Genomic DNA, 25,887 nt, shown 5'->3' on the forward strand with positions numbered 1-25,887 from the left:
GGCGCCCGGCCGGTCACCGGGCGCCCGCCAGGGTGGCCCGGACACCGTGGCGCTGCAGCGCGGTCAGCCAGCCGGTCACCTCGGCGCGGAACTCCTCGTCGGCGGCCAGGTCGGCGGGGAAGACCTCGCGCACCGCGAACACCGCGTCGACCACCCCGGCCGGGGTGTGCCGGCCGCCGGCCAGCGCCGCGCGCAGCCGGTCGGCGAGCGGGTCGTCCAGCGGCAGCGGCCGGCCGTCGTCGGCGTGACCGAGCAGGAAGCGCAGCCAGGCCGCCACCACCAGCGCGCACCAGCGCGCCGACCGGCCGGCCGCGCGCAGGTCGGCGACCGTGTGCAGCACCCGCTGCGGCAGCTTCTGTGAGCCGTCCATGGCGATTTGCAGGGTCCGGTGCCGGACGGCCGGGTTGCCGAACCGGGTGAGCACCTGCTCCCCGTAGTCGGCGACGGACACGTCGGGCGGCGGGTCGAAGCTCGGCGCGACCTCCTCGGCGAGCAGCCGGCGCAGCGTCGCGTCCAGGTGCGGCAGCGTCAGCGTCTCGGCCACCGTCTCCGCGCCGGCGAGCGCCCCCAGGTACGCGGTGGCCGAGTGCACGCCGTTGAGCGCGCGCAGCTTCAACCGCTCCCACGGGCCGGCGTCGTCGGTGAGGACCGCCCCGGCACGCTCCCAGGCGGGCCGCCCGCCGGGGAAGTCGTCCTCGATCACCCACTGCGACCACGGCTCGGCCTCGACCGCCGCCAGGTCGGTCACGCCGAGCGCCCGGCCGGCCGTCTCCCGGGTCGCGTCGGTGCTGGCCGGCACGATCCGGTCGACCATGGTGCCGGGGCAGGTGAGGAGCGCCGCCACCCGGTCGAGCGTGGCGTCGGGCACCCGGGCCAGCGCCAGGCACTGCTCGACCAGGCCGCGCAGCCGGCGTCCGTTGGCCGGCAGGTTGTCGCAACTGACCAGCGCCAGCGGCCCGGCGCCGGCGGCGGCCCGGGCGAGCAGCCCGCGCACCAGCAGGCCGGGCACGGTGCGCGGCGGCCGGTCGGTGGTCAGGTCGGCGGTCAGCTCGGCGTCGGCGGCCAGCGTGGCGGTGACCGGGTCGAGCTGGTACGCCTTCTCGGTCACGGTCAGCGTGACCACCCGGATCGCCGGGTCGGCGAGCAGGCGCACCACCGCGTCCGGGTCGGCGGCGGCGTGCCGTACCCCGGCCAGCGCGCCGACCACCCGGGTGGTCGCGCCCTCGGGGGCGAGCGTGGTGACGCTGAACAGCGCGTCCTGCGCGGCCAGCGCCTCGACCACGTCGGTGCTGCGCGGCGCGACGCCGACGATGCCCCAGTCGCCGCCGGCCGCGCCGACCGCGGCCTCGGTGAACACGGCCTGGTGGGCGCGGTAGAACGCGCCGAGCCCGAGGTGGACGATGCCGGCCGGCACGGTGCCGGGGCGCAGCAGCGGACGGCACTGCTCGGGCAGCCGGCGCAGCGTGGCCAGGCCGAGCCGGCCGGTGTCGACGGTCAGCGCCATGCCGGGCCGTCCGGGAAGCGGAACTCGGCGACCGACTCCGGCCGCATGGTCGCGCTGTAGCCGGGCGCGGTGGGCAGCAGGTAGCGCCCGCCCCGGGTGCGGACCGGGTCGACGAAGTGCTCGTGCAGGTGGTCGACGTACTCGACCATCCGGCCGTCCAGCCCGGTGCTCACCCGCAGGTGGTCGAAGACCGCGAGGTGCTGCACGTACTCGCAGAGCCCGACACCGCCGGCGTGCGGGCAGACCGGCACCCCGAACTTCGCCGCCAGCAGCAGCTCGGCCAGCACCTCGTCCACGCCGCCGACCCGGCACGCGTCGACCTGCATCACGCCGATCGCCTCGGCCTGGAGCAACTGCTTGAAGATCACCCGGTTGGCGGCCACCTCGCCGGTGGCGACCCGGCACCGGCCGCCGGACAGCTCGGTCACCGCGCGGGCGATCCGGGCGTGCCCGAGCACGTCGTCGGCGTGCGTGGGCTCCTCGATCCAGTACGGGTCGACCTCGACCAGCGCCGCCATCGCGGCGATCGCCTCGTCCACGTCCCACACCTGGTTGGCGTCCATCATCAGCAGCGCGTCCGGGCCGATCTCGGCGCGGATGATCCGCGCCCGGCGCAGGTCGTCGTCGAGCCGCCCGCCGACCTTCATCTTCACCGCCCGCCACCCCGCCGCGTACGCGTCGCGGGTCAGCGCCCGCACCCGCTCGTCCGGGTAGCCGAGCCAGCCCACCGACGTGGTGTACGACGGGAAGCCGTCGCGCTCCAGCCCGGCCAGCCGGTCGGCGAGACCGTCGCGCCCCTTGTCGAGGATGGCCGCCGCCTCGTCCGGGGTGAGCGCGTCGGTGATGTGGTGGAAGTCCACGGTGCCCACCAGCTCGTCGGTGGGCATCTCGGCGAGGAATCGCCACATCGGCTTGCCGGCCAGCTTGGCGCGCAGGTCCCAGACCGCGTTGACCAGCGCGCCGGTGGCCATGTGGATGACCCCCTTCTCCGGCCCGAGCCAGCGCAGTTGCACGTCGGCGGTGAGCGAGCGCCAGAACGCCACCGGCTCGGCGACGATCTCGGCGACCGTGCGCCCGCGCACGTGGTGGGCGAGCGCGCGGACCGCCGCGCAGGTGATCTCGTTGCCCCGGCCGTTGGTGAAGGTGAACCCGGCGCCGGTCGGCCCGCCGTCGGTGGTCAGCTCCACGTAGGTGGCCGAGTAGTCGCCCCGGTTGATCGCGTCCGACCCGTCGCCGCTGGCGGCGGTGGGGAAGCGCACGTCGTGCACGGTGACGTCGACGATCCTGGTCATGACCGCTCACCTCCGAACTTGAAGACCTGCTTCGGCAGCCGGTAGGCCAGGTCGACGATGGTCTCGGCGGCCTCGTCCTCGGCCAGCCGGTGCTCGGCGACGAGGCGGGCCAGGAAGCCGGCGTCGACCCGGCGGGCCACGTCGTGGCGTACCGGGATGGAGCAGAACGCGCGGGTGTCGTCGACGAACCCGGCGGTGTTGTAGAAGCCGGCCGTCTCGGTGACCGCCTCCCGGAACCGGCGCAGCACCTCCGGCGAGTCGAGGAACCACCAGGGCGCGCCGAGGCGCAGCGCGGCGTAGCCGCCGGCCAGGGGCGCCAGCTCGCGGGTGAAGGTGTCCTCGTCGAGCGTGTAGAGCACGACGGTCAGCCGGCTGTCGTTGCCGTGCGCGTCCAGCAGCGGGGCCAGCCCGTGCACGTAGTCGGTGGCCTGCGGCACGTCGCCGCCGACGTCGCGGCCGTGCCGGGCGTGCAGCCACCGGTTGTGGTTGCGCACCGCGCCCGGGTGCACCTGCATCACCAGGCCGTCGTCGAGCGACATCCGGGCGAACTCCAGCAGCATGTGCGCCCGGAACGCCTCCGCGTCGCCCGGGTCGGCCGCGCCGCGCCGCCCCTTGGCGTAGAGCGCGGCGGCCTCCGCCGGGGACAGGTCGAGGGTACGGGCGGTGGGGTGGCCGTGGTCCGACGAGGTGGCGCCGGCGTCGATGAACGCCTCCCGCCGTCGCCGCAGCGCGGCCAGGTAGCCGGCGTAGGTGCCGGTGTCCTCGCCGGAGATCTCGGCGAGCCGGTCCACGTTGGCCGCCCAGCCGTCGAACTCCATGTCCACCACGTCGTCCGGGCGGAACGTGGTGACCACCCGCCCGCCCGGCCCGCCCCAGCCGTCGGCGGCGAGCTTGGCGTGCCGGCCCAGGTCGTCCAGGGGCGACTCGGTGGTGGCGAGCACCTCGATGCCGAAGCGGGTGAACAGCTCCCGGGGCCGGAACGCCGGCTCGGCGAGGCGGGCGGCGAGCGCGTCGTAGACGGCGTCGGCGGTGGCCGGGGACAGCGGGGTGTCCACCCCGAACACGTTCCGGAACGTCTGCTCCAGCCACAGCTTCGACGGGGTGCCCCGGAACAGGTGCCAGTGCGCGGCGAAGCGCCGCCAGATCGTGCGTCCGTCGGTCTCGACCGGGCTGCCGTCGACGCTCGGCACGCCCAGGTCGGCCGGGGGGACGCCCTGGCTGAGCAGCATCCGGGTCAGGTAGTGGTCGGGCACGATGAGCAGCCGGGCCGGGTCGGGGAACGGGCGGTCCTCGGCCAGCAGCGCCGGGTCGACGTGCCCGTGCGGGGAGATGATCGGCTGCTCGGCGGCCAGCGCGTACAGCTCGCGGGCCAGCGCGCGCTGGCCGGGCTCGGCGGGCAGGAGCAGGTCGCTGGGGGAGATGATCGGCACGGGGGAGGGCTCCTCGGTCAGGGCAGGGTGAGCAGGTCGGCGACCCGGACGGGCGCGCCGGTCTCCAGCGAGCGGTTGGCGGCCAGGCCGGTGAGCAGCGCCAGCGCGCCGTCGTACGCGGTCGCGGCGCGACCCATCGGGTCGGTCTCGCCGCCGAGCAGCACCCGGGTCATCCGGGCGTCCGCGCCGCCGTGCCCGCCCCGGGTCCAGCCGTCGACTCCGATCTCCACCGGCGGCTCCCAGAACGGTCGCAGCGTGAGCCGGGCCGCGCCGCGCTCCTCGGCGGCCTCGTCGCCGTGCAGCGCCGCGCCCTTGAGCGCGGACGCGCCGCCGGGGCTGACGTGGTCGCTCTCGGTGACCTCCAGTTCGAGGCGGCCCCGGCTGCCGTTGACCATCACCCGGTAGCCCTCCCAGGGGGCGTACGCGGTGAGGTGGTAGGTCATGGTGGCGCCGGTGGAGTAGCGGGCCAGCACCGCCAGGTCGTCCTCGATGGTCACGCCGGGGGCGAAGACGTTGCAGTCGCGGTGGTAGCCGTCCTCGGCCTCGGCGTCGAGGTACAGCTCGCGCAGCCGGGGGTGCTCGGCCAGCCGCAGTGCGAACGGGTCGTCGGCGGCGGCGGGCGCGCCGTGCGCCCGGTCGTAGTCGCGGGCGTAGCCGTGCCGGCGGCCGTCCTCGCCGTAGAAGAACAGCCGCCCGGCCGCGTGCACCTCGACCGGCCGGGCGTCCAGCCACCAGTTGACCAGGTCGAAGTGGTGGCTGGCCTTGTGCACCAGCAGGCCGCCGGAGGTGGCCTTGTCGCGGTGCCAGCGGCGGAAGTAGTCGGCGCCGTGGCGCACGTCGAGCAGCCACTCGAAGTGCACCGAGCCGATCTCGCCGACCGCGCCGTCGGCGAGCAGCCGCCGCACCTGCTCGTGCAGCGGGTTGTAGCGGTAGTTGAACGCCACGGTGACCCGCCGGCCGGTCTCCGCGACCGTGTCCAGGATGCGCCGGCAGCGCGCCGCGTCGACGGTCATCGGCTTCTCGGTGACCACGTCGCAGCCGGCCCGCAGCGCCGCCGTGACGTACGCGTCGTGGGTGACGTCGACGCTGGTCACCAGCACCACGTCGACACGTTCCTTCGCCAGCATCGCGGTGAAGTCGGCGGCGGCCCAGGTGGGCACCGGAGGGTGACCGAGGTCGGTCAGCCAGCGGTTGTGCGCGTCCATCCTCGTCCGGTTGACGTCGGCGAGCGCGACCAGCTCGGCGGTGTCGGCGTGGTCGAGGGCGAGCGCCCGGACGAACATCTCGGCGCGTGCCCCGGCGCCGACCAGGGCGTGGCGGACCCGTTTCCGGGCCGGTGGTGACATGACGTCGGCCTCCCGCGGTGCTGCAAAGGTTTGCAGCCGAAGAAACCACGCCGGCCGACACGTCGTCAACGGTCGATGGCTATCCCGCCCCATGAATCCACATCGGTCCGCTTTTATGCGCCCACCGGGAGTCGCACCGCAATCGAGACGTAACAATGGACCGTTGACACCGGAGCAACCGTTTGCATTAATTGGCGGCACCCACGTGACCCCCACCACATCGGACGAGGGAGCCCACCGTGCCAGCCACCATCCGGGACGTCGCCCGGGCCTCCGGCGTGCACATCTCCACCGTCTCCCGCACGTTCTCGGCCCCGCACCTGGTCAACCCGGAGACCCGGGTCCGGGTGCTGGCCTGCGCGGAGGACCTCGGCTACCGGCCCAACCGGGCCGCCCGGGCCCTGATCACCGGCCGGACCCACAACATCGGCCTGATCGTGGCCGACATCGCCAACCCGTTCTTCCCGCCGCTGATCAAGGCGGCGGAGGGGCAGGCCCGGCACCGCGACTACCACGTGTTCGTGGCCGACACCAACGAGGACCCGCTCGCCGAGGAGGACCTGGTCCACGCGCTCGCCAAGCAGGTCGACGGCGTCCTGCTGTGCAGCCCCCGGATGAGCAACAGCCTGATCGAGCAGGTCAGCCGTGAGGTCCCGGTGGTGGTGATAAACCGCCAGGTCACCGGCCTGCCCTGCGTGATGATGGACGTCGGGCAGGGCGCGCGGTCCGCGATCGAGCACCTGCTCGGCCTCGGCCACCGGCGGATCGCGCTGCTCGGCGGCCCGCGCGGCTCCTGGACCAACCGGGAGATGCGCCGGGCCGCGGCCGCCGCCGCCCGCGGCGGCGGCGCGGACCTGACCGTGCTCGGGCCCAACCAACCCACCGAGACCGGCGGCGGCGCCACGGCCGAGGCGGTACGCCGCAGCGGCGTCACCGCCGTGCTCGCCTACAACGACCTGATGGCGCTCGGCCTGATCGAGGGGCTCGACGCGCTCGGGCTGCGGGTGCCGCAGGACGTCAGCGTGATCGGCGTCGACGACATCGCGCTGAGCCGGCTCACCCGCCCCAAGTTGACGACGGTGGCCACGCCGACCGCGGCCGCCGGCCGGACGGCCGTCGACATGTTGCTGCAACACGACTCCGACGCGCCGCGCGGCGCCCGGGGCCGGGGCGCGGCAGCCGGCGACCGTCGCACCACCGCACAGGTAATGCTCCAGACCGTACTGGTCGTCCGCGACTCGACCGGGCCCGTTCCCGAGCCCGGTCGAAACGGCGCCGGGGCCTGACGAGGTGGCCCGGGTCCGCATAGCGGTGCGGACCCGGGCGGCCCGTGGACGGCCGCCGGTGACGTCGTCGCCTCCCACAGCCGAGGAGTGAGCGCAGATGCACCCCGCAACGCCCCCCACCGCCGGCGCACCCGCCGGGCGGAATCACCGTACCCTTCTGTCCCGACGTCGATTCGTCCGCGGCCTGGCCGCGGTCGCGCTGGTCGCGCCGCTCGCCCTGGGCGCGGCCGGCTGCGGCGGTGACGACGACGCCGGCGACGGCGGCCCGGTCAAGCTCTCCATCTTCTGGTGGGGCGGCGACGCGCGGGCCAAGCTCACCGAGGACGCCCTGGCGCTCTACACGAAGAAGCACCCGGACGTGACGTTCGAGAAGACCTGGCAGGCCAACCAGGGCTACTTCGACAAGCTGGCCACGCTGACCGCCGGCGGCAACCCGCCGGACCTGTTCCAGATCGACGACAACTACCTCGCCGAGTACGCCGGCCGCAGCACCACGCTCGACCTGGGCAGCTACCGCGACTCCGGCAAGCTCGACGTGTCGAAGTTCCCGAAGAGCCTGCTCGAGTACGGCGTGGTCGACGGCAAGCTCGCCGGGGTGGCCGCCGGGGAGAACACCCAGGGCCTGGTCTACAACAAGACGCTGCTCACGAAGAACGGGCTGCCGGAGCCGACCACCGGGATGAGCTGGGAGGAGCACATCGCCTGGGCGGAGCAGGTGGCGAAGAAGACCAAGGTGCCCGGCACCCAGGACCCGAGCGCCGACTACAAGGCGCTCTGGGTCTGGCTGCGCCAGCAGGGCAAGGACCTGTACAAGGGCAAGGAACTCGGCTTCACCGTCGAGGACGTGACGAAGTGGTTCGAGCTGTGGAAGGGGGCCCGTGACTCCGGTGCCACCCCGACCGCCGACGTCATCCACCAGGGCAACGCCACCGACATCACCAAGCAGCTCGTGGTCACCGGCAAGGCGGCCACCTCCTGGGTCTGGGCCAACCAGATGCCCGACCTGAAGAAGAACACCAAGGACGAGCTGGGCGTGGTGGCGTACCCGGGCGACCCGAGCGCCCAGTGGGCCCGCGCCTCGATGTACTGGTCGGTGTTCAAGGGCAGCAAGCACCGCGACACCGCGGTCGACGTGATCAACTTCCTGAACAACGACCCGGAGGCGGTCGCGCTGCTCGGCACCGACCGCGGCCTGCCCTCCAACATGGACCTGCGGGCCAAGGTCAGCGAGACCGCCACCGACCCGGCCATGAAGCAGTCCATCCAGGTCGAGTCCGACCTGGCGCAGAAGTTCGGCCCGTCCCCGCAGGTCCCGATCAAGGGCCACAGCAAGGTGAAGTCCGAGCTGACCAAGGCCGCCGAGAACGCCCAGTACGGCCGGGCCACCCCGGCGCAGGCGGCGGAGCAGTTCGTCACCGCCTGCAAGGCCGCGATCGCCTGACCCGACGACGAGAAGAAAGGAACCGGCCCGTGGCCCTCACCACGGCGCCCGGCCGGACCCCCCGGACCGGACCGGTCGGCCCCCGCCCCACGCGGCGCGGGGCCGGCCGGGCCCGGTACGGCGAGGGCCTGGCGGGGTACGTCTTCCTCTCGCCCTGGCTCATCGGACTGATGGGCATCACGGCGCTCCCGATGCTGCTGTCGCTCTGGCTCAGCTTCACCGACTACGACATCCTCACCCCGCTGTCCGAGGTGCGCTGGGTCGGGCTGGCCAACTACGAGCGGATGTTCACCGCCGACCCGTCGTACTGGCACGCGGTGCGGGTCACGCTGACGTTCGCGCTGGTCGCCGTGCCGCTGAAGCTGGCCGCCGCGCTCGGCGTGGCGCTGCTGCTCAACCGCACCTGGCGCGGCGTCGGGCTGTTCCGCGGCCTGTTCTACCTGCCGTCGCTGCTCGGCGGCAGCGTGGCGCTCGCCATCGTCTGGGTCAACATGTTCAACCGGGACGGCGCGTTCAACTCCTTCCTCGCCCTCTTCGGCGTCGAGGGGCTGCCCTGGGTCGCCGACCCGGACTGGGCGCTGCAGACGCTGATGGTGCTGGCGATCTGGCAGTTCGGCGCACCCATGGTGATCTTCCTGGCCGGCCTCAAGCAGGTCCCGGTCGAGCTGTACGAGGCGGCGGCCGTGGACGGCGCCGGGGTGTGGCGGCGCTTCCGCGCGGTCACCCTGCCCATGCTCTCCCCGGTGATCTTCTTCAACCTGGTGCTGGAGACCATCCACGGCTTCCAGGGCTTCACCGCCGCGTTCGTGCTCAGCAACGGCACCGGCGGCCCGGTCGACTCCACCCTGATGTACACGCTCAAGCTCTACATCTCCGGCTTCACCGACCTGGAGATGGGCTACGCCTCGGCGATGGCCTGGGTGTTCCTGCTCGCCATCGCGCTCATCACGGCCGTCTTCTTCAGCACCGGCCGGTTCTGGGTGCACTACTCGGACGGAGGGGACGACTCATGACCGCGGTGACCGCCGGCGCCGGCCGACGCCGCCCGCGCAACCGGCAGGCGCTGCGCCTGCTGGTGCTCGTGGTGATCGTGGCGGTGGTGCTCTACCCGCTGGTCTGGATGCTCGGCACCTCGGTCAAGTCGCAGGCCGAGATCGTCAACAACATCGGCCTGCTGCCGGAGGACTTCACCCCCGGCAACTACGTCGAGGGCTGGACCAACTTCGACGTCGGCTTCGGCCGGTTCTTCCTCAACAGCGCCATGGTCAGCCTGCTCACCGTCGTCGGCAACGCGCTGTCCTGCCTGCTCGCCGCGTACGCCCTCGGGCGGCTGCGGTTCCGGCTGCGCAAGGTGTGGTTCACCGTCATGATCGGCACCCTGCTGCTGCCCGGACACGTGCTGATCGTGCCGCAGTACATCCTGTTCCGCAGCCTCGGCCTGGTCGGCGGCGACTGGCCGTACCTGCCGTTGCTGGTGCCGCACTTCCTGGCCACCGAGGCGTTCTTCGTCTTCCTCATGGTGCAGTTCATGCGGGGCATCCCCCGCGAGCTGGACGAGGCCGCCAAGATCGACGGCGCCAGCCCGTACGGCGTCTTCCGGCACGTGATCCTGCCGTTGAGCCGTCCCGCGCTGGTCACCACCGCGATCTTCTCGTTCATCTGGACCTGGAACGACTTCTTCCGGCAGCTCGTCTTCCTGTCCACCCTCCAGGACTACACCGTGCCGGTGGCGCTCACCCTGTTCATCGACTCGACCAGCCAGAGCGCGGTCGGCCCGATGTTCGCCATGTCGGTGCTGTCCCTGCTGCCGGTGTTCCTGTTCTTCCTCGCCTTCCAGCGGATGCTGGTCGAGGGCATCAACACCAGCGGGTTGAAAGGATGACCGCCGAGCGCCCCCGCCGGGACTGGCGGGACACCGTGGCCGAGGCGGCCGACCTGGCGCTGCTCGGCCTCGCCGTGGCGGTGGCCGCGCTGCCGCTGCTCACGCTCGCCCCGGCGGTCGCCACCGCGTCCGCCGCGCTGCACGACCGGTCGGTCACCGGGAGCTGGCCGCCGGTGCGGACCAGCCTGGCCCGCTTCGGCCGGGCGTTGCCGGCCGGGGCGGCGGTCAGCGCCGTCGCCCTCGCCGCCGTCGTGCTGCTCGCCGCCGACCTGCTCGCGCTCGCCACCGGCCGGGTACCCGGCGGGGGGCCGGCGCTCGCGGTCACCGCCGTCGTGGTCGCGGCCCTGCTCGGGTACGCGGGCCTGGTCGCCGTCGCGGTCGGGCGCACCGGCGGCCGGGGCTGGCGGTCCGCCGCCCGGCACGCCGCCCGCACCTGCCTGCACCGGCCCGGCGTCTGGGCCGCCGCCGCCGGGACCTGTGCGCTGGCCACGCTGCTCGCCGCGCTGGTGACACCGGTGGCGGTGCCGATCCTCGGCGGGTACACGCTGGCGGCGCTGCACGCGGTCGACGCCCGTCGCCCGGCCGGCGCGCCGGAACCCGCGGAGGCGCGCGACCTGGCGATCCGTCCGGAGGCGTCGTGACCGCCGCTCCGTGGCCCGGCGCCGTCCCGGACACCGCCGCTGCCGCGCCGGGCGCAGGCCACGCCGTCACCCCCGCCTCGGACGGGGTGGAACGGCTGGTCGTCGCCGGGACGGAGGTCGCGCGCTACGTCCTCCGGCCGGACCTGGACCCCCGGCACGGACCCCGGCCCTACCTGCATCCGGTCCGGACCCGCGCCGGCGTCCCGGTCACCGACGCGCTCCCCGCCGACCACGTCTGGCACCTCGGCGCGTCGCTGGCCGTGCCGGACGTCGACGGCACCAACCTCTGGGGCGGGCGCACCTACGTGCGCGGCAGCGGTTACACCTGGCGCGACGACCACGGCGCCGTCGCGCACACCGGCTGGCGGGAGCGGGCCGCCGACCGCCTCGACCACGACCTGGCGTGGCGGGACCGGGCCGGCCGGCCGCTGCTGCGCGAGCACCGCCGCCTCACCGCCGCCCCGGCCGGCGACGACGCCTGGTGGCTGACGGTGTCCGGCACGCTCACGTCCGCCACCGGCGCGGACGTGCACCTGGGCAGCCCGGCCACCAACGGCCGCTCCGGCGGCGCCGGCTACGGGGGCTTCTTCTGGCGGGCGGTCAGCGACGTCGAGGCCCGGGTGTGGACCGGGGAGGCGTCCGGTGAGGAGGCGGTCAACGGCTCCGCCGCGCCGTGGCTGGCGCTCGCCGGTACCGGGCCCGGCGGCGACGCGTACACGCTGGTCTTCACCGGCCTGGGGTCGGGCGACAGGTGGTTCGTCCGCACCGCGATGTACCCGGGCGTCTGCGTCGCGTACGCCTTCGACCGGCCGGCGGTGGTCGCCGCCGACACCCCCCGGCGCCACCGGTACCGGGTGCTGGTGGTCGACGGCCACCTCGACCCGGCCACCGTGCCGGCCCGCCTGGCGGAGGTGCTCCGGTGAGCGCGAGGAGCGAGCCCCGCAGTCGCGAACGAAAGGGGGCACCGTGACGGGGCCGGAGGTCGCCTGCGTGGGGGAGACCATGGTGGTGCTCACCCCCGACGACGGCGGGCCGCTGCAACACGCCGCCCGACTCGTCGTCGGCGTCGGCGGCGCCGAGTCGAACGTGGCGACGGGACTGGCCCGGCTCGGCCACCGCGTCGCCTGGGTCAGCCGGGTCGGCGACGACCCGTTCGGCCGCCGGGTGGTCGCCGAGATCGCCGCCGCCGGGGTGGACGTCGACCTGGTCACCGTCGACCCGGCCGCCCCCACCGGCGTCTACCTCAAGGATCCCGGGCCGGCCGGCACCCGGGTGCACTACCACCGGGCCGGCTCGGCGGCGAGCCGCCTCGGCCCGGCGGACCTCGCCGACCCGCGGCTGGCCGGGGTGCGCCTGCTGCACCTGTCCGGGATCACCGCCGCGCTCTCCGACTCCTGCCGGGACCTGCTCGCGCACGCCCTTGGCGGGCGGGCCGCGCCCGGCGCCCGGGTCACCTTCGACGTGAACCACCGGCCCGCGCTCTGGCCCGTCGAGCGCGCCGCCCCGGTGCTGCGCGAGCTGGCCGACCGCGCCGACGTGGTGCTCGTCGGGCTGGACGAGGCGGCGACGCTCTGGGGCAGCGCCGACCCGGCGGCCGTGCGCGACCTGCTGCCCGGGCCGGAGCTGCTGGTGGTCAAGGACGGGCCGGTCGGCGCCACCGCGCTGCCGCGTACCGGACCGGCGGTGTTCGTGCCGGCGCGGCCGGTGGACGTGGTGGAGCCGGTCGGCGCCGGGGACGCGTTCGCCGCCGGTTTCCTGGCCGGGCTGCTGCGCGGGGCGGACCTGAGATCCTGTCTGCGCCTCGGGCACCTCACCGCGGCGCCGGTGCTGGCCGCGCCGGGCGACACCGCGCCGCCGCCGGATCCGGTGTGGACCACCCGGGCGCTGGCGTGGACGGATCGGGAGTGGGCGACGCCGGCGCGGCGTCCCGACGGAGGGAGCGGCACATGACCGGGCACGACTTCGCACCGCTGTTCGGCGACGCGCGGGTGATGGTGATCCTGCGCGACCTGCCGCCCGAGGAGACGGTCCGCCTCGCGGAACTGGCCTGGGATCTCGGGATCGGGGTGGTGGAGGTGCCCATCCGTACCGTCGGGGCGGTGCCCGCGCTGCGCGCCGCCGCCGCGGCCGGGCGGCGCCGGGACCGGATCGTCGGCGCCGGCACGGTGCGCACCCCGGCCCAGGTCCGCCAGGCGGTGAGCGCCGGCGCGGCGTTCACCGTCGCGCCCGGCCTGGACCTGGCGGTCGCCGACGCGGCGCACACCTACGGCATCCCGCACCTGCCCGGCGTGGCCACCCCGACCGAGGCGCAGCAGGCGCTCGACCACGGCCTGGTCTGGCTCAAGGCGTTCCCGGCGGTCAGCCTCGGACCGGCCTGGTTCCGGGCGGTCGCCGGGCCGCTGCCGGAGGCCCGGTTCGTGGCCACCGGCGGCATCGACGCCGGCAACGCGGGCGACTTCCTGGCCGCCGGGGTCCGGGTGGTGGCGGTCGGTTCGGCGCTCACCGACCCGGCGCAGCTCCCGCGCCTGGCCGAGCTGGCCACCGGCCGCCCGGTCAGCCGACCGTACGGCCGGACGTCGTGACCGTGGTGCGGACCGCCTTGACGATCGCCGGGATCGAGCCGATCAGCAGCACCAACGCCCAGATCAGCGCCACCACGGCGAACACCACCGCGCCGAGGTCGTCGAGGATGCTGACCAGGATCACCGGCAGCAGGCCGTGCAGGAACTGCAGCACCACCGTGCACAGCAGCGTGGTCAGCGCCAGCAGCACCAGACCCTTGTTGCGCAGGAACCGCGGCTGGGCGGCCAGCAGCAGGCCCGCCCAGATCAGCTTGAGCAGCAGCACCAGCCCGAGCAGCACGGCCGCGTCGTCGACCGGGAAGAACCCCCACACCGCCAGGTAGGCGAGCGTGCCGAACGGGGGCGCCAGGAACAGCGAGACCATCACCGTCAGCTCGACGAACGCGATGATCAACAGGACCAGCGACACCAGCAGCAGCACGATCGAGAAGACGAGCGTGGCGACGCCCTGCACCCGGCCCTGCACCCGGTCCGGCAGCACCAGGCTCAGCGCGAACAGCCCGGTGGTCCAGAGCGCCACCACGTCGATCAGGGCCAGGTAGCCGATGCCCCGGCCGGACGGCTCGGCCACCGCGCCCACGTCGCCCAGCTCGACGCCGAGCTGCCCGGCGCTGTCGCGCAGCGCGCCGCCCGCGTCCCCGCCGCCGGTCAACGCGGCGGCGCCCAGCTCCACGCCGACCACCAGCGCCACCACGAACAGCGCCAGCAGCAGGAACGGTTTCCGCAGTTCACCCATGTCGCGCCTCCGCGTCGGCGGGCCCGGTCAGGACCGGGCGACAGTGACCGTGCACCCGCCACCTCCCGGACACCGCAGCAGCACCTCGGTCTCCCGGTCCACCGCCACCTTCGCCACCGTCGCGCCGTCCGGCCCGGGCGTCACCTCGTCGGTCACGGTGACGTCCGCGTCGCCGGGCGCGCGGGCGGTCACCTCGAACGGCGTCGCCCCGCGCAGCACCAGCGTGCGCAGCGACCCCGGGTCGGCGACCCGCAGCCGGCAGGTGGCGCCGAAGCCGACCACCAGCCCGTCGGCGGTGCCGACCGGGTCGGCGGCCGGCGGCAGGCAGGTCACGGTCACCGTCGCCGGATCCACCGCCCCGGCTCCGCGCCCGAGCCGGGCCAGCGGGCCCGGCCCGGCGGCCGGGTCACCCGGACCGTCCCGCCGCCCGGCCACCGCCACCACCCAGAGCGCCACCAGCAGGACGGCCAGCACGACCAGCAGCACCTTCTGCCGGCCACTCATGGTTGGGCGACCGGGGTGAACCGGATCAGATCCACCCCGGCGAAGTAGAGGTCGGTGCCCTGGGTCTTGCTCACCGCCACCAGCGTCAGCTTGTGCGGGCCCCGGGTCAGCGCCAGCGTGTCCACCTCCGCCTCATCGGCGCGGACCACGGTCGGGCTGAAGCCGAAGAACGTGTCACCGACCTGCTTGCCGTCGATCAGCCAGATGGTGTTCGCGTAGTCGAACGAGGTGGTGCGCACGGTGGAGAACCGCCAGGTGCCGTCCGCCGGCAGGTCCACCTGGACGGTCACCCGGTCGCCGACCGCCCGGCCGAGGAAGAACAACTGCTTGTCGCCGGACCAGGTCACGTCGCAGCAGTTGTCCTGCGCCACCACCTCCGCCTTGGTGGGGCCCTTCGAGGTGACCTCGGCGCCGGCCACGAGCGTCTCCGCCTCCGCCGTCACCGGCCGGGCCTGCGGCGTCGGCGAGGTGTCCGGGCCGCGGGTCACCAGCCACACCACCACGCCGCCGACCACCAGCAGCAGCACCGCCGCGGCCGCCAGCCACGGCCACGGCGAGCGCTTCGGCGCCACCACCGCCCGCACGTCGTACGTCACCCGGCCGCTGGAGCGGGAACTCTCCTCCGGGGCGGTGTTCGCCGAGTACGCGAACCCGGTCATGTCGTAGCGCCGGGGCGGGGTGCCGGGCGGCACGGCGAGGCGTACCAGGACGGACACCGAGCCCTGCCCCGGCACCACCCGCTGCGGCTCGGTCACCGTGAACCAGGCACGCTGGGTGCCCTCGCCCGGCGCGACGTCGAACACCACGGTGTCCGGCGCCGCGCCCGGGTTCGACACGGTGAAGGTCAGCTCGCCGACGTTGCGGGCGTCCAGGGTGAACTGTTCGGCGGCGGCGGCGACGGTCCATTCGGTGGTCATGACGGCTCCTCGGGCGGATCGTGGGGCGGGGGTGGGGGCACGTGCGCCCGGCCGACCGCGCGCACCGGCCCGGCCGGGGCGGCGGCTCCGCGGGCGGCGCCGGGTCGGCCGGGGGTGGCGTCGGGTCGGGGACGGCGTCGGGTCGGTGGGCGGCGGGGATCGGCGGGCGGGGCGGCGCCGGCGGCGACCACCTCGACGGTGACCGCGGCCGGCTTCTCCGCCTCGACGATCCGGGTGACCAGCGCCAGCCGGTCCGCAGCGGCCGGCGGCACGCGTACCACCAGGTGGAACGGGCGCTCGGCCGGCTCGTCCAGCACGAACCCGGTCACCCCGGTCGCCAGCTCCAGCGCGGTCCGCATCCCGTACGGCGTGCCGCGCCAGCGGGCCAGCAGCGCGCCGTGCGCGACCAGGTCACGCAGCCGGCCCAGCGGCAGCGGCAGCGGCGCGTCCGACCGGGGCGCGCTCACCACGTGGTCCATCGCCACCCACCGGGTCAGGTACGCCACGAACCCGTCCGGCGTCCGGTACGGCCCGAACAAGGCGTCGACGTCGGCGAGCACCGCCTCGTCCGGGGCGTGCAGTGCCTCCATCACGTCCAGCAGCGCGCCCAGCACGCTGCCCGGGCCGGCGGCCCGCTGGTACGCGGCCGGCAGCAGCCGCTCAATCGCCGTTCGGCGCATCCTGCCGCACCACCTCGATGTCGTGCTCGCCGGAGCAGAGCAGCCAGGTGCCGGGGACGGTGACCACGTCGGCGGTGGCCTGGTTGGCGCTGGCCGTCCAGTCCTCGCCGTCGCCGCTGCGGTAGACGCCGCGCTCGCCGCCGGCCAGCACCAGCCGCTCGCCGCCGGCGGACGGCGCGGTCGCGGCGATGGCGTCCACCGGGGAGAACCGGGTCCGGTCCCGCAGCGGCAGGCCGCAGTTGACCGACACCGACCGCCACTGCGGCTGCCCGGCGAGGGTGTCCAGCCGGACCACCCCGCCGCTCTGCGTGGCGGCCAGCGCCAGCGGGCCGCTGAACGCCAGGTCCCGGCAGGTGCCGCCGATCCAGCCGGCGGCCATCGACTGCCACTGCACGTCCGACTCGAACAGCCGGGTCCGGTGGCAGCCCTGCCCGGGCTTCTTCGGGTCCGGCTCGCCCGCGCCGCACCACAGCAGCGTGGCCGGGCCGTCGTACTGCACCGCGAGGACCCGGTTGTCCACGTTGGCCAGGCCGACGTGGGTGAACGTGCCGGGGCGCCCGGCGGCGGTGGACAGGTAGACCCCGAAACCGGCCTGCGCGGCCACCGCCACCCCGGGCGCGCCTCGCTCGGAGACGAACGCGCGCACCGCGTAGAAGCCCCGGTCGGCGTCGCCCGGGTCGACCAGGATCTGCAACGGCACCGCGCCCGGCAGCAGCGGCACCTCGTAGAGGCCGGCGTCGGTGGCCAGCAGCAGCGCGCCGGTGCCGTCCCGGTCGATCCAGGCCAGGTCCCGCACCCCGGCCTCCAGGTCGGTGAGCAGCGTCCAGCTCTCGCCCAGGTCGGTGCTCAGCCGCACCCGGGAGCCGCCGGCGTCGCGGGCGGTCACCACCGCCACCGAGCCGGCCCGGGGCACCACGCCCGGGCGCACCGGGGCGGGTGCGGGCGCGACCCGCACCACCGTCTCGCCGTCGAACCGGCCGGCCGGCTCCCAACCCGCGCCGGCGTCGGTCGAGCGGAACAGCACCGGCCCGCGCCCGGCGTACCAGGTGTCCGGCTGGTACTGGTCCACGGCGAGCGCGCGGACCTGCGCGTCCGGCGCCTCGTCGACCACGAACCGCACCGACTCGACGTACCGCACGCCCGGCTCGGCGTGCTCCAGCATCCGGTAGACGTTGGAGGCGCGCAGCGGCTCGCCGAACGCCCAGCCGGTCGGGTTGAGCGGCGTGGGCAGCGGACTCAGCGTCTGGTGCAGCCGGTCGTGGATCCGGCGGCGGACCGCGTCGACGTCCTCCTCGCGGCGCACCACCACCCGGGCCCGCACCGAGACCGCCTTGTAGCGTGCCCAGCCGGCGCGGACGGCCGTGCCCAGCGCGCGCCGCCGCTCCAGGTCGGCCTCGACCCGGCGGCGCGCCTCCTCGACCTCGTGCTCGCGCAGCACCGCCACCGGCAGCCGGCCGCCGGGGCGGGCCGCCTCCGGCACGTACGGCACCAGCACCACCTCCACCTCGCCCGGTCGGGCGAAGCTGTAGACCGCGGCCCGGGTGAACGCCCGCGCCCGGGCCACCGCGCCGGAGCCGGTGGCGAGGATCTCGAAGTCCCGGGCGGTGACCGCGCGCTGCTGGGCGAAGAACTCGTACGGCCCGCGGGCCAGCACCGACTCCAGCGACTCCAACTCCCGCCCGCCGGTGGCCGGGAGCGGGTTGTCCACCTTCACCCCGGGCAGCGGGTCCCGCAGGCTGGTCAGCACGCCGGCGGCCACGTTCCCGGCCGGCCCCCCGCCGCACCGGTACCACAGCCGCACCTGCCGCCCGGCCGGCGGAACCGCCGCCACCGTGGTCGCCCCGGCCGCCCCCTCGACGGCCGGGCCGCTCCCGGGGTCCGGCGTGCTCCCGGGGTCCGACGTGCTCCCGGCGTCCGGCCCGCTCCCGGGGTCCGCGACCGGGCGCAGGTCCAGCGCCGGGGCGAACGTGACCACCCCGGAGGCCCGGTCGACCAGGTAGACCTTCGCCTGCGGGCCGAGGCCGGCGAAGCTGTCCACCGGCCGCCAGATCTCGTACGTGCGGCCCTCGTGCTCGCGGGCCGCGGCGCCCAACTCCACCGAGCCGGCCGGCACCTCCACCCCGAGCAGCAGGTCCAGCGCCTCGGTGGTGCGGGTCAACGGCGCGCGGGCCGCCCGGAACGTCTGCCCGGGCTGGCCGGTGCCGGTGCCCAGCAGCTCCGCCTCGACCGGCTCGCAGTGGTGCACGCGTACCGTCACCTCGGTCTCGCCGGCGGGCAGCACCACCGGCTCGGTGGTCACGAAGACGACCGGCCGGGGATCGGCACCGCGGGCCGCGGCGACCCGGGTCCCGGCCGGCACCCGCACCGCCCCGCGGTCCGCGCCGGTGCGGGTCAGGCGCACGTCCGCCCAGGCCGCCGCCGGCGGGTGCCGGGTCGCGCCGAGCAGGTTCAGGAACGCCACGTACGCCTTCTCCGGCAACTGGTTCAGCCGGTAGATCATCACCTCGGTCAGGTAGGCGAACGCCTCCAGCAGCGCCATCCCCGGGTCGTGCGCGGACAGGTCGGTCCAGTCCGGACACGCGCGGCGGATCCGTTCCCGCGCCTCGGTGACCAGGTCGAGGAAGGCGCGGTCGTCCAGGTGCGGCACCGGCAGCGTCATGGCGTGACCTCCTCGCCCGGCCGGTCGCCGGGGTCGTCGTCGGGCGGCAGCAGGTCGACGGAGAACACCAACTGGCCGGGGGAGAGGCTGGCCCGCACCCGGTAGTCCAGACGGATCACCAGGCGCCACGGGTCGTCCGGGTCCGGTCCGGCGTCCACGTCCAGCACCTCGACCCGCGGCTCCCAGCGCCGGATCGCCTGCCGCACGTAGTGGATGGCCAGCCCGGCGGTGGTGTCGTCGTTCGGCGCGAAGACCAGCCGGTGCAGCCGGGACCCGTACCCGGGGCGCATCAACCGCTCACCCGGGGTGGTGGACAGCAGCAGGTACAGCGCCTGGCGTACCGTCTCGTCGCCCTCGGTCATGGCCAGCCCGCCGGCGGCGGTCAGCGCGAGACCACCGGCGCGACCGGCGTCGAAGCCGGCGCCGACGAAGCGGAACGCCCTCACCGGTCCGCCCCCAGGAACATCTGCCGCGGGTCGCGGACCTGGTGGTGCACGGTCCCCGGCGGGGTGCCGTCGGTGAGGCCGTCCAGGTTCGACAGCACCACCGGCTGCCGGTCCACCCGCACCCAGGCGCTGTAGCCGACCGTCACGGTCATCGTGTGCAGGCACGGTTTGATCGTCGGGCCGTAGTTCGGGCAGGCGGTGATGTCGCGCCCCTCCGGGTCGGGCCGCACCAGCACCGGCACGCCCCGCACGGTGACCCACTGCTGCGACGGACGGTTCGCCACCCGCCCGTCGTGCCCGCAGGTGATCAACGAGTCGCGGTGGATCCAGCGCATCAGCCACCTCCGGAGGAACGGGCGAGGGTACGGGCCTGGGCGGCGGCGGTCTCGGCGTCCTCGGCCGCCGGGGCGTGCAGGAAGTCGACGGTCTTCGCGCGCACCACCATGGCCCGCCCCGGCGCGGAGAGCACCAGGTCACCGGCGGCGTGCACGGTGGTCAGCTCGGGGCGCAGCTCGACGAAGCTGCCCGCGTCGGTGGCCAGGCGCAGCGTGCGCCCGTCGTCGTCGATCACGATCGACTGCCCGGTGCCGGTGCGCATCGACCACCGCCGCGACCGACCGGAGACGATCCCCGCGTCGTACGGCTCGACCGCGCCGAACATCGCGCCGAGCACCACGCCCGACGCCGGCTCGCCGCCCGGCAACGCCACCAGCACCGTGTCGTCCGGGTCGGGCAGCGCGACGATGCCCTTGCCCCGGCCCGCGCCCGGACAGACCACGGCCAGCCACCCGGCGTCCAGGTCCCCGTACGCCGGCAGCGTCACCCGCGCCCGGCCCAGCCCGTCCGGGTCGTCGACGTCGGTGACCGTGCCGAGCGTGACCGTCGCCGGCGGGGGCGCGGTCACCGGGGGCGGCTCCGGCGGGGCGGTGGAGAAGCGGGTCAGGTGACCGTCCGCGTCCACCGTGTGCACCACCTCGGTGAGCACGTACACGCCGGCCACCGGCTCCGGGACGCCGGCCAGCGCGATCCGCCGGCCCGGCCGCAGCGCCGGGTCCCCCTCGGCCGTGCCCTCGGCGGTGACCAGCGCGGCGACCCGCGCGTCCAGGCCGGCCTGGGCCAGCGCGGCCAACTCGTCGTCGCTGCGCGCCGGCTGGTCCACCGCGGTACGCACCCCGTCGGCACCGACGTCGCCGGGCTCCGGGCGCAGCGGGATCCGCCGCCCGCTGCGCGCCTCGCCGGCCCGCTGACCCAGCGGCTCGGCGCGCTGCGGGTGCCAGCCCAGCGCGGCACACTCCGCGCCGGCCCGGTCCAGGTTCTCGGTGACCCGCAGCGCGTGCACGCTCCCGCCCAGGGTCAACGGCAGCGGCTCGCCGTACCCGTCGAGGGTGAGCAGCCGCAGCCGGTCGGAGTCCACGCTCAGGTGCAGCCCGGCCCGACCGGCCACCTCGCACAGCAGCTCCAGATCGGTGTGCCGGTGCTGGAGCAGCCGGTCCAGGCGCGGCCCGTCGGTCTCGGCGGCCACGCTCAGGCCCAGCCCGACGCACAGCTCCCCGGCCAGGTCGGCGGCCGTCACCGACTCGAACACCCGCAGCTCCTGCCGCTTGCGCAGCCGGTGCAGCGGGTCGTACGCCCGGATCCGCAGCAGCGCGGCGCCGTCACCGGCGTACTCCACCTCCACGGCGGTCACCTCGCCGGTGAACAGGGCCTCCGGGTGACCGTCCAGGCACACGTCGAGGGCCGCGCCGGGGCGTACCGGCGGGTCGAGCGCGCCGATGCCGGGCGCGGTGGCCAGGGCCAGCTCGCACTGCGTCGGCCGGTCCAGCCGGGCGGCGACCCGGATCCCGCGCAGCCGGGTCGGGTCGGCCAGCGGCCGGCCGTCCACGGTCACCGTCGCGGCCCGGGTCATCGCCCGCCTCCGGCGGCGGCGTTCCGTCGTGCGATCGGTGGGTGTGCGGTGGTGCTCGGTCGTGCGGTCGGTGGGTGTGCGGTGGTGCTCGGTCGTGCGGTCGGTGGGTGTGCGGTGGTGCTCGGTCGTGCGGTCGGTGGGTGTGCGGTGGTGCTCGGTCGTGCGGTCGGTGGGTGCGCGGTCGTCGTGCGGCGGGCGTCGGGGCGGTTCACGGCGTGCCTCCCGTCGTGGTGGCGGCCTCGGGCGGTGGCGCGGCGCCGCCGATCGCCGGCACCGCCAGCGCGGTGCCGGCCGGCACCGCCAGCGGGTCGGTGATCCGGTTGTGCTCGGCGAGCAGCCGCCAGCGCAGCGGCGATCCCAGCGCGTCGTGCGCCAGCAGGTCGAAGCGGACGCCGGACCAGCCCGGCTCGGTCGCGCCGTCGGCGGCGGCGATCACCGCCGAGCCGGGCGCCACGGCCGGCGTGCTCGCCGCGGCCAGTTCCTCCTCGAAGCCGGCCTGGGCCGCGTCGGCGGTCTCCGCCACCCGGACCAGCCGCAACCGCAGCCAGGAGCGGCGCGGCGTGCCGGTGAGCGTGAACGCGTCGAACCGTTCCGCGATCGCCGAGATCACGCCCGGCACGTTCCACGTCTTGCCCCAGACCAGCCGGACCAGCGGTGGGCGGGGCCAGCCGTGCTCGACCGCCGAGTTCTCGGCCAGCATCCACAGTGGCCGGGTCAGCGCGCGGACGTCCTCGCGGCGGGCCGGTGACTCCACGAAGTCGACGTCGAAGAGCAGGTCCAGCACCAGTTCGGTGCGCCCGCCGCCGGTGAAGACCAGCGGGTCGTCGGCCAGGCCGGCGCCGGTCAACGGCCCGTCCGGGCCGCCCCGGGGCCGTACCCCGGCCAGCCGGGTGACCTGCACGGTCTCCGGGTTGAGCAGGCAGTCGACCCGGGTGCCGGACTCGTCCACGAGGAAGGCGACGCGTTCCATCAGCCACCCGCCTGTTCCCGGTCCAGCCGGCTCTCCGGCCAGGTGGTGCGCTGCGCGGTCGCCGGCCGGGGCGCCGGCTCGTCGGGCAGCGCCGGCCACAGGTCCCGGTGCGCCGTGCCGACCTCCGCTGCCGGTCCCGTCCCGCCCGCCCGTCCGGTGCCGCGCGACCCGACGCCGGTCTCGTCCGGCAGGGGCGGCCACGGACTGGACGGACGCGGCCGGGCGGCGTCGTCCACCGTGCTCGCCGCCCACGGCTGCGTCGCCCGCTGCCGCCGCGCCGACAGCGGCATCCGACGCTCGCCGTCGCGCGACGGGTCGTCGGCCCGGCGCCCGGGATCGGTCCACGCCGAGTGTCGGCCGGTGTCGCCCGCTCCGTCGGCCGCCGCCGGACCACGCCGCGCCGGGGCGAACGAGAGTGGACGGACGCCCGGCCGACCGTGCGTCCCCCGGTCCGGTCCGGCGGTGGCGTCGGCCCGACCGTCGTCGGGCGGGCCCGCCCGCTCACCGTTCCGGCCGAGCCGTCCCTCGCGCCGGGACGACCACCCCGCCCGGGTGGCCCCGCCGAGCCGTCTCCGCCGGCCGGTCCGCTCGCGTCGGCCCGACCTCGGCCGCCGCGTCCCCCGACGTGCCCGGCCCGGTGGAGCCACCCGGCCCGGCGACGCCGTCGGTTCCCCCACCCCGCCCGGTCCACCGGGACCCGAGGTGCCGGCCGGTCCTCCGAGGCCCCGCTCCCACGCGTCGGCCGGTCCGGGTCCGCCCGATCGGCCGGTACGGGCGGGTCCGCCCGACCCGCCCGCACGGTCGAGTCCGCCCGTCGCGCCACCCGGCTCGGTGCGGCCCCGTCCCGACGTGCTGTCCGGCCTGTCGACGCCGCCGGTTCCCCACGTGCCGTCCGGCCTGTCGACGCCGCCGGTTCCCCACGTGCCGTCCGGCCTGTCGACGCCGCCGGTTCCCCACGTGCCGTCCGGCCTGTCGACGCCGCCGGTTCCCCACGTGCCGTCCGGCCTGTCGACGCCGCCGGTTCCCCACGTGCCGTCCGGCCCGCCGACGCCGCCGGTTCCCCATGTCCCGCCCGGCCCGGCGGCACCCGGTCCCCACGTGCTGTCCCGTCCGGTGGCGCCCCACGCCGGCGTGCTGTGGCGGATCGGGGGACCGCCCCCGGATGCCCCAGGAGCGTCGCCGCCGACCGGCCCGGCCCCGGACGACGCTCCGGTCGCGCGCCTCCCGGCGGTCCGGCCCCACCGCGCCGGTCCGGCTCCGGCCGGCCGCGATCCGGTCCGCGTCCGGGGCGGGCGCGGTCCGGCACCCTCCGGTCCGGCGAACCCCGCCGCGATCCACGCCGTCACGTCGGACCGACCCGCGCCCGCACCGAATCCACTTGATGGGACATTCGTCCCGTCAACCGGTACCGACGGTAGATCTTGGTAGGAATCGGCCCCCAGGGGGGCCCTTTCGTACCAAGATCTCGACGAGCCGACACCGACACCGTCCCCCCGCCACGCCCGCCACAGCCGGGCCAGCCGACCCGCCACCGACCGGTCGGTGATCAAGGAGTTCGTGTCGGCGGGGCGGTCGTTGTCGACGCGAACTCCTTGATCACCGAGCCCGGGCGAGGGGTGGGGCAGGTCGTGCAGGAGGCCGGGGGCGTGCGCGGCGACCAGGCGGAGCCAGTGCTCGGGTGGCTCGCCGGGGCGGCGTGCCGGCAGGTCGCCGGCGAGGGCGGGGTGGCTCTCCGCGAGCAGGGAGCGATCATCGACAGGCGTGGACCGGCCGCCCGCGAGCGCGGACCGGTCCCCGGCGGGCGCGGACCGGTCCCCGGCGAGCGTGGACCGGTTACCGGCGGGCGCGGGGTGGGCGGGGCCGCCGGGGTCGGAGAGGCGGTCGGCGGTGGCCCGCAGGGCGCGGGCCAGCCGGTCACGCGGTCGCCGGGGCGGCCGCACTGCCGGACTCCAGCTCCAATCCCTCGTACGCCAGGGTCAGCGCCTCGATGGCGATCTCCTGGGAGAGGGTGTTCAGGTGGGCGCCCCGCCACCGCGTCGGCCAGGCGTTGATCATGTTCCAGCGGAGCACCTCGGCGGTGCCGGCCGGGTCGAGCAGCACCACCGAGACGTTGCGCCGGTTCACCGTGCCCTTCGCCGCCGCGTTCACCCAGTCCCACAGCTCGCGGGCGTTGGTCAGGCCGAAGTGCAGCGTCACCGGGGCGTACTCGACCTGCCCCGGCACGGCCCGGATGCGCTCGTTGCCGGCCTCCCGGTAGGCCAGCGACGGTATCGCCACCTCGAAGCCGCTGACCTCGGTGAAGTGCCCGTTGGTGATGCCGTTGATGAGCAGCTTGAAGTGGTACGCCCGGTACGGGTCGACGGGCGCGCCCGGCTGCGGTGTGGCCGTGGTGGGCATGTCAGCCTCCGATCGTCTCGGTCTCGGTGCCGCCGGCCCACTGGCTCAGCTTGAACACCACGAACTCCGCGGGCTTGACCACCGCGATGCCGATGTGCGCGACCACCATCCCGGCGTCGCGGACGTCGGCCGGGTTGGTCTCCTCGTCGCACTTGACGAAGAACGCCTCCTCCGGCGTGCGGCCGAGCAGCGCGCCGTCGCGCCACACCCGGGTCAGGAACGCGCCGATGTCGCGCCGGATCGAGCGCCACAGCGTGAAGTCGTTCGGCTCGAACACCATCCAGCGGGTGCCGTTGGCGATGGCCTGCTCGATGGAGATGGACAGCCGGCGCACGTTCAGGTAGCGCCACTCGCTGGCCTCGGCGGCGAGCGTACGGGCGCCCCAGAGGCGGATGCCCTCGCCGGCGAAGAACCGGATCACGTTGACGCCCTTGGGGTTGAGCACGTCGTGCTCCGGCCGGGTCACCCGGTAGGCCAGGTCGACGGCGCCGCGTACCGGCTCGTTGGCCGGCGCCTTGTGCACGCCGCGCAACGCGTCGGTGCGGGCCCAGATGCCTGCCACGTGCCCGCTCGGCGGGGTGAACACGAGGTCGCCGCTGAGCGGGTCACGCACCCGGATCCAGGGGAAGTAGTAGGTGGCGAAGTCGGACTGTCGGGGCCGGTCGCCGCCGGTGCCGGGCGCGTCGTCGTCGCCGTCCTTCGGCGTACCGTCGGCGGGTTTGTCGGACGAGGCGGGCTTGCCGGCCGACGGCCCGGACGCGGGTTTGGCGGGCGTGGCGACCCGGGTGAGCCGGGAGACGTCGGCCACCTCGGGCGGCGGGTCGCAGATCGCCACCATGGTGCGCAGCCGCTCGGCCATGCTGATCAGGGCCTCGTGCGAGACCGGGTCGTGGTGGCCGGGCGCGGCCAGGATGGAGATCTCGTCGATCGCCTCCAGCACCTGCAGGCCGCCGCGCCGCCCGCCGGTGCCGGTGAGCTGGCCGCCCTCGCCGACGTTGACCACCCAGCAGCGGGTGCCGCCGTTGTCCAGGAAGCCGAACACGGCCCGGGCCAGCGGCGTGCTCTCCGGGTGCTCGCCGTCGGCGTAGAGGCGCAGGAACTCGGTCCAGCTGTTGACCGCCATCGGCCGGTCGACGTACGCGGTGCGGTTCGGCGCGACCCCGACGAAGGCGGCGGTGCTCGTGCCGACCGGCCCGATCGGGCGGGCCCCGGAGGGCACCTCCTCGACGTAGATGCCGGGGGAGAAGTAGGTGGGCATCGGTCCTCCT

24 protein-coding genes are annotated in these 25,887 nt (G+C 75.4%); 8 read left to right on the forward strand and 16 right to left on the reverse strand.

Annotated elements, in window-relative coordinates; translation table 11 throughout:
* Positions 1-13: 13 nt before the first annotated feature.
* The 4 genes from H1D33_RS07580 to H1D33_RS07595 are packed head-to-tail and all read right to left on the reverse strand — an operon-like array spanning position 14 to position 5,572.
* Positions 14-1,504, reverse strand: coding sequence for a mannitol dehydrogenase family protein (locus tag H1D33_RS07580; RefSeq protein ID WP_181568747.1), 1,491 nt, complete (start codon positions 1,502-1,504; stop codon positions 14-16).
* Positions 1,495-2,796 carry an enolase C-terminal domain-like protein gene (locus H1D33_RS07585; protein ID WP_181568746.1) on the reverse strand — a complete coding sequence of 434 codons (1,302 nt, stop codon included), beginning with the start codon at positions 2,794-2,796 and terminating at the stop codon, positions 1,495-1,497. The genes H1D33_RS07580 and H1D33_RS07585 overlap by 10 nt, the downstream gene beginning before the upstream one ends.
* The gene (uxaC, locus tag H1D33_RS07590; RefSeq protein WP_181568745.1) at positions 2,793-4,226 is read right to left on the reverse strand and encodes a glucuronate isomerase; all 1,434 of its coding nucleotides are present in this window, start codon (positions 4,224-4,226) and stop codon (positions 2,793-2,795) included. The genes H1D33_RS07585 and uxaC overlap by 4 nt, the downstream gene beginning before the upstream one ends.
* 17 nt (positions 4,227-4,243) lie before the next feature.
* Positions 4,244-5,572, reverse strand: a complete 1,329-nt coding sequence (locus H1D33_RS07595) for a Gfo/Idh/MocA family protein (protein ID WP_181568744.1) — start codon at positions 5,570-5,572, stop codon at positions 4,244-4,246.
* Between the two features lie 239 nt (positions 5,573-5,811).
* On the opposite strand from H1D33_RS07595, the gene H1D33_RS07600 reads away from it, so the two are divergent.
* From H1D33_RS07600 to H1D33_RS07635, 8 genes are all read left to right on the forward strand, one after another.
* Positions 5,812-6,858: a LacI family DNA-binding transcriptional regulator gene (locus H1D33_RS07600; RefSeq protein ID WP_181568743.1), complete on the forward strand. Its 1,047-nt coding sequence runs from the start codon at positions 5,812-5,814 to the stop codon at positions 6,856-6,858.
* A gap of 97 nt (positions 6,859-6,955) precedes the next feature.
* A complete protein-coding gene (locus tag H1D33_RS07605) occupies positions 6,956-8,299 on the forward strand; it encodes an ABC transporter substrate-binding protein (RefSeq protein WP_181568742.1) in 1,344 nt (447 codons plus the stop codon).
* A gap of 29 nt (positions 8,300-8,328) precedes the next feature.
* Complete coding sequence (locus H1D33_RS07610) at positions 8,329-9,312, forward strand: carbohydrate ABC transporter permease (RefSeq protein WP_181568741.1); 984 nt, start codon at positions 8,329-8,331, stop codon at positions 9,310-9,312.
* Positions 9,309-10,181: a carbohydrate ABC transporter permease gene (locus H1D33_RS07615; protein ID WP_181568740.1), complete on the forward strand. Its 873-nt coding sequence runs from the start codon at positions 9,309-9,311 to the stop codon at positions 10,179-10,181. Before H1D33_RS07610 ends, H1D33_RS07615 begins: the two co-directional genes overlap by 4 nt.
* Positions 10,178-10,822: a hypothetical protein gene (locus H1D33_RS07620; RefSeq protein WP_181568739.1), complete on the forward strand. Its 645-nt coding sequence runs from the start codon at positions 10,178-10,180 to the stop codon at positions 10,820-10,822. Before H1D33_RS07615 ends, H1D33_RS07620 begins: the two co-directional genes overlap by 4 nt.
* Positions 10,819-11,745: a DUF6807 domain-containing protein gene (locus H1D33_RS07625; protein ID WP_181568738.1), complete on the forward strand. Its 927-nt coding sequence runs from the start codon at positions 10,819-10,821 to the stop codon at positions 11,743-11,745. The genes H1D33_RS07620 and H1D33_RS07625 overlap by 4 nt, the downstream gene beginning before the upstream one ends.
* Positions 11,746-11,788: 43 nt before the next feature.
* Positions 11,789-12,772, forward strand: coding sequence for a sugar kinase (locus tag H1D33_RS07630; protein WP_246411557.1), 984 nt, complete (start codon positions 11,789-11,791; stop codon positions 12,770-12,772).
* A complete protein-coding gene (locus H1D33_RS07635) occupies positions 12,769-13,404 on the forward strand; it encodes a bifunctional 4-hydroxy-2-oxoglutarate aldolase/2-dehydro-3-deoxy-phosphogluconate aldolase (RefSeq protein WP_181568737.1) in 636 nt (211 codons plus the stop codon). Before H1D33_RS07630 ends, H1D33_RS07635 begins: the two co-directional genes overlap by 4 nt.
* Here the strand turns inward: H1D33_RS07635 and H1D33_RS07640 are convergent.
* From H1D33_RS07640 to H1D33_RS07695, 12 genes are all read right to left on the reverse strand, one after another.
* Complete coding sequence (locus tag H1D33_RS07640; protein ID WP_181568736.1) at positions 13,376-14,140, reverse strand: hypothetical protein; 765 nt, start codon at positions 14,138-14,140, stop codon at positions 13,376-13,378. The two genes, H1D33_RS07635 and H1D33_RS07640, sit on opposite strands and share 29 nt — an antisense overlap.
* A gap of 27 nt (positions 14,141-14,167) precedes the next feature.
* Positions 14,168-14,644 (reverse strand): hypothetical protein, encoded by a 477-nt coding sequence (locus tag H1D33_RS07645; RefSeq protein ID WP_181568735.1) that lies wholly within the window; start codon positions 14,642-14,644, stop codon positions 14,168-14,170.
* A complete protein-coding gene (locus tag H1D33_RS07650) occupies positions 14,641-15,561 on the reverse strand; it encodes a hypothetical protein (protein ID WP_181568734.1) in 921 nt (306 codons plus the stop codon). Before H1D33_RS07650 ends, H1D33_RS07645 begins: the two co-directional genes overlap by 4 nt.
* A complete protein-coding gene (locus H1D33_RS07655; protein ID WP_307755367.1) occupies positions 15,558-16,241 on the reverse strand; it encodes a phage tail protein in 684 nt (227 codons plus the stop codon). Before H1D33_RS07655 ends, H1D33_RS07650 begins: the two co-directional genes overlap by 4 nt.
* Entirely contained in the window at positions 16,222-18,900 is a 2,679-nt protein-coding gene (locus H1D33_RS07660) for a putative baseplate assembly protein (protein WP_181568733.1), read from the reverse strand. Before H1D33_RS07660 ends, H1D33_RS07655 begins: the two co-directional genes overlap by 20 nt.
* Positions 18,897-19,346, reverse strand: a complete 450-nt coding sequence (locus tag H1D33_RS07665) for a GPW/gp25 family protein (RefSeq protein WP_091055921.1) — start codon at positions 19,344-19,346, stop codon at positions 18,897-18,899. Before H1D33_RS07665 ends, H1D33_RS07660 begins: the two co-directional genes overlap by 4 nt.
* Positions 19,343-19,681, reverse strand: a complete 339-nt coding sequence (locus H1D33_RS07670; RefSeq protein WP_181568732.1) for a hypothetical protein — start codon at positions 19,679-19,681, stop codon at positions 19,343-19,345. Before H1D33_RS07670 ends, H1D33_RS07665 begins: the two co-directional genes overlap by 4 nt.
* A complete protein-coding gene (locus tag H1D33_RS07675) occupies positions 19,681-21,252 on the reverse strand; it encodes a phage baseplate assembly protein V (RefSeq protein ID WP_181568731.1) in 1,572 nt (523 codons plus the stop codon). Before H1D33_RS07675 ends, H1D33_RS07670 begins: the two co-directional genes overlap by 1 nt.
* Before the next feature lie 208 nt (positions 21,253-21,460).
* Positions 21,461-22,222 (reverse strand): CIS tube protein, encoded by a 762-nt coding sequence (locus H1D33_RS07680; RefSeq protein WP_181568730.1) that lies wholly within the window; start codon positions 22,220-22,222, stop codon positions 21,461-21,463.
* Positions 22,222-22,512: a hypothetical protein gene (locus H1D33_RS07685; RefSeq protein WP_307755368.1), complete on the reverse strand. Its 291-nt coding sequence runs from the start codon at positions 22,510-22,512 to the stop codon at positions 22,222-22,224. The genes H1D33_RS07680 and H1D33_RS07685 overlap by 1 nt, the downstream gene beginning before the upstream one ends.
* A gap of 1,624 nt (positions 22,513-24,136) precedes the next feature.
* Entirely contained in the window at positions 24,137-24,619 is a 483-nt protein-coding gene (locus tag H1D33_RS07690) for a phage tail protein (RefSeq protein ID WP_181568728.1), read from the reverse strand.
* Position 24,620: 1 nt separating this feature from the next.
* Complete coding sequence (locus H1D33_RS07695; RefSeq protein WP_181568727.1) at positions 24,621-25,877, reverse strand: phage tail sheath family protein; 1,257 nt, start codon at positions 25,875-25,877, stop codon at positions 24,621-24,623.
* Positions 25,878-25,887: the final 10 nt, after the last annotated feature.

It is taken from the genome of Micromonospora ferruginea (assembly GCF_013694245.2).
Lineage (GTDB): Bacteria > Actinomycetota > Actinomycetes > Mycobacteriales > Micromonosporaceae > Micromonospora > Micromonospora robiginosa.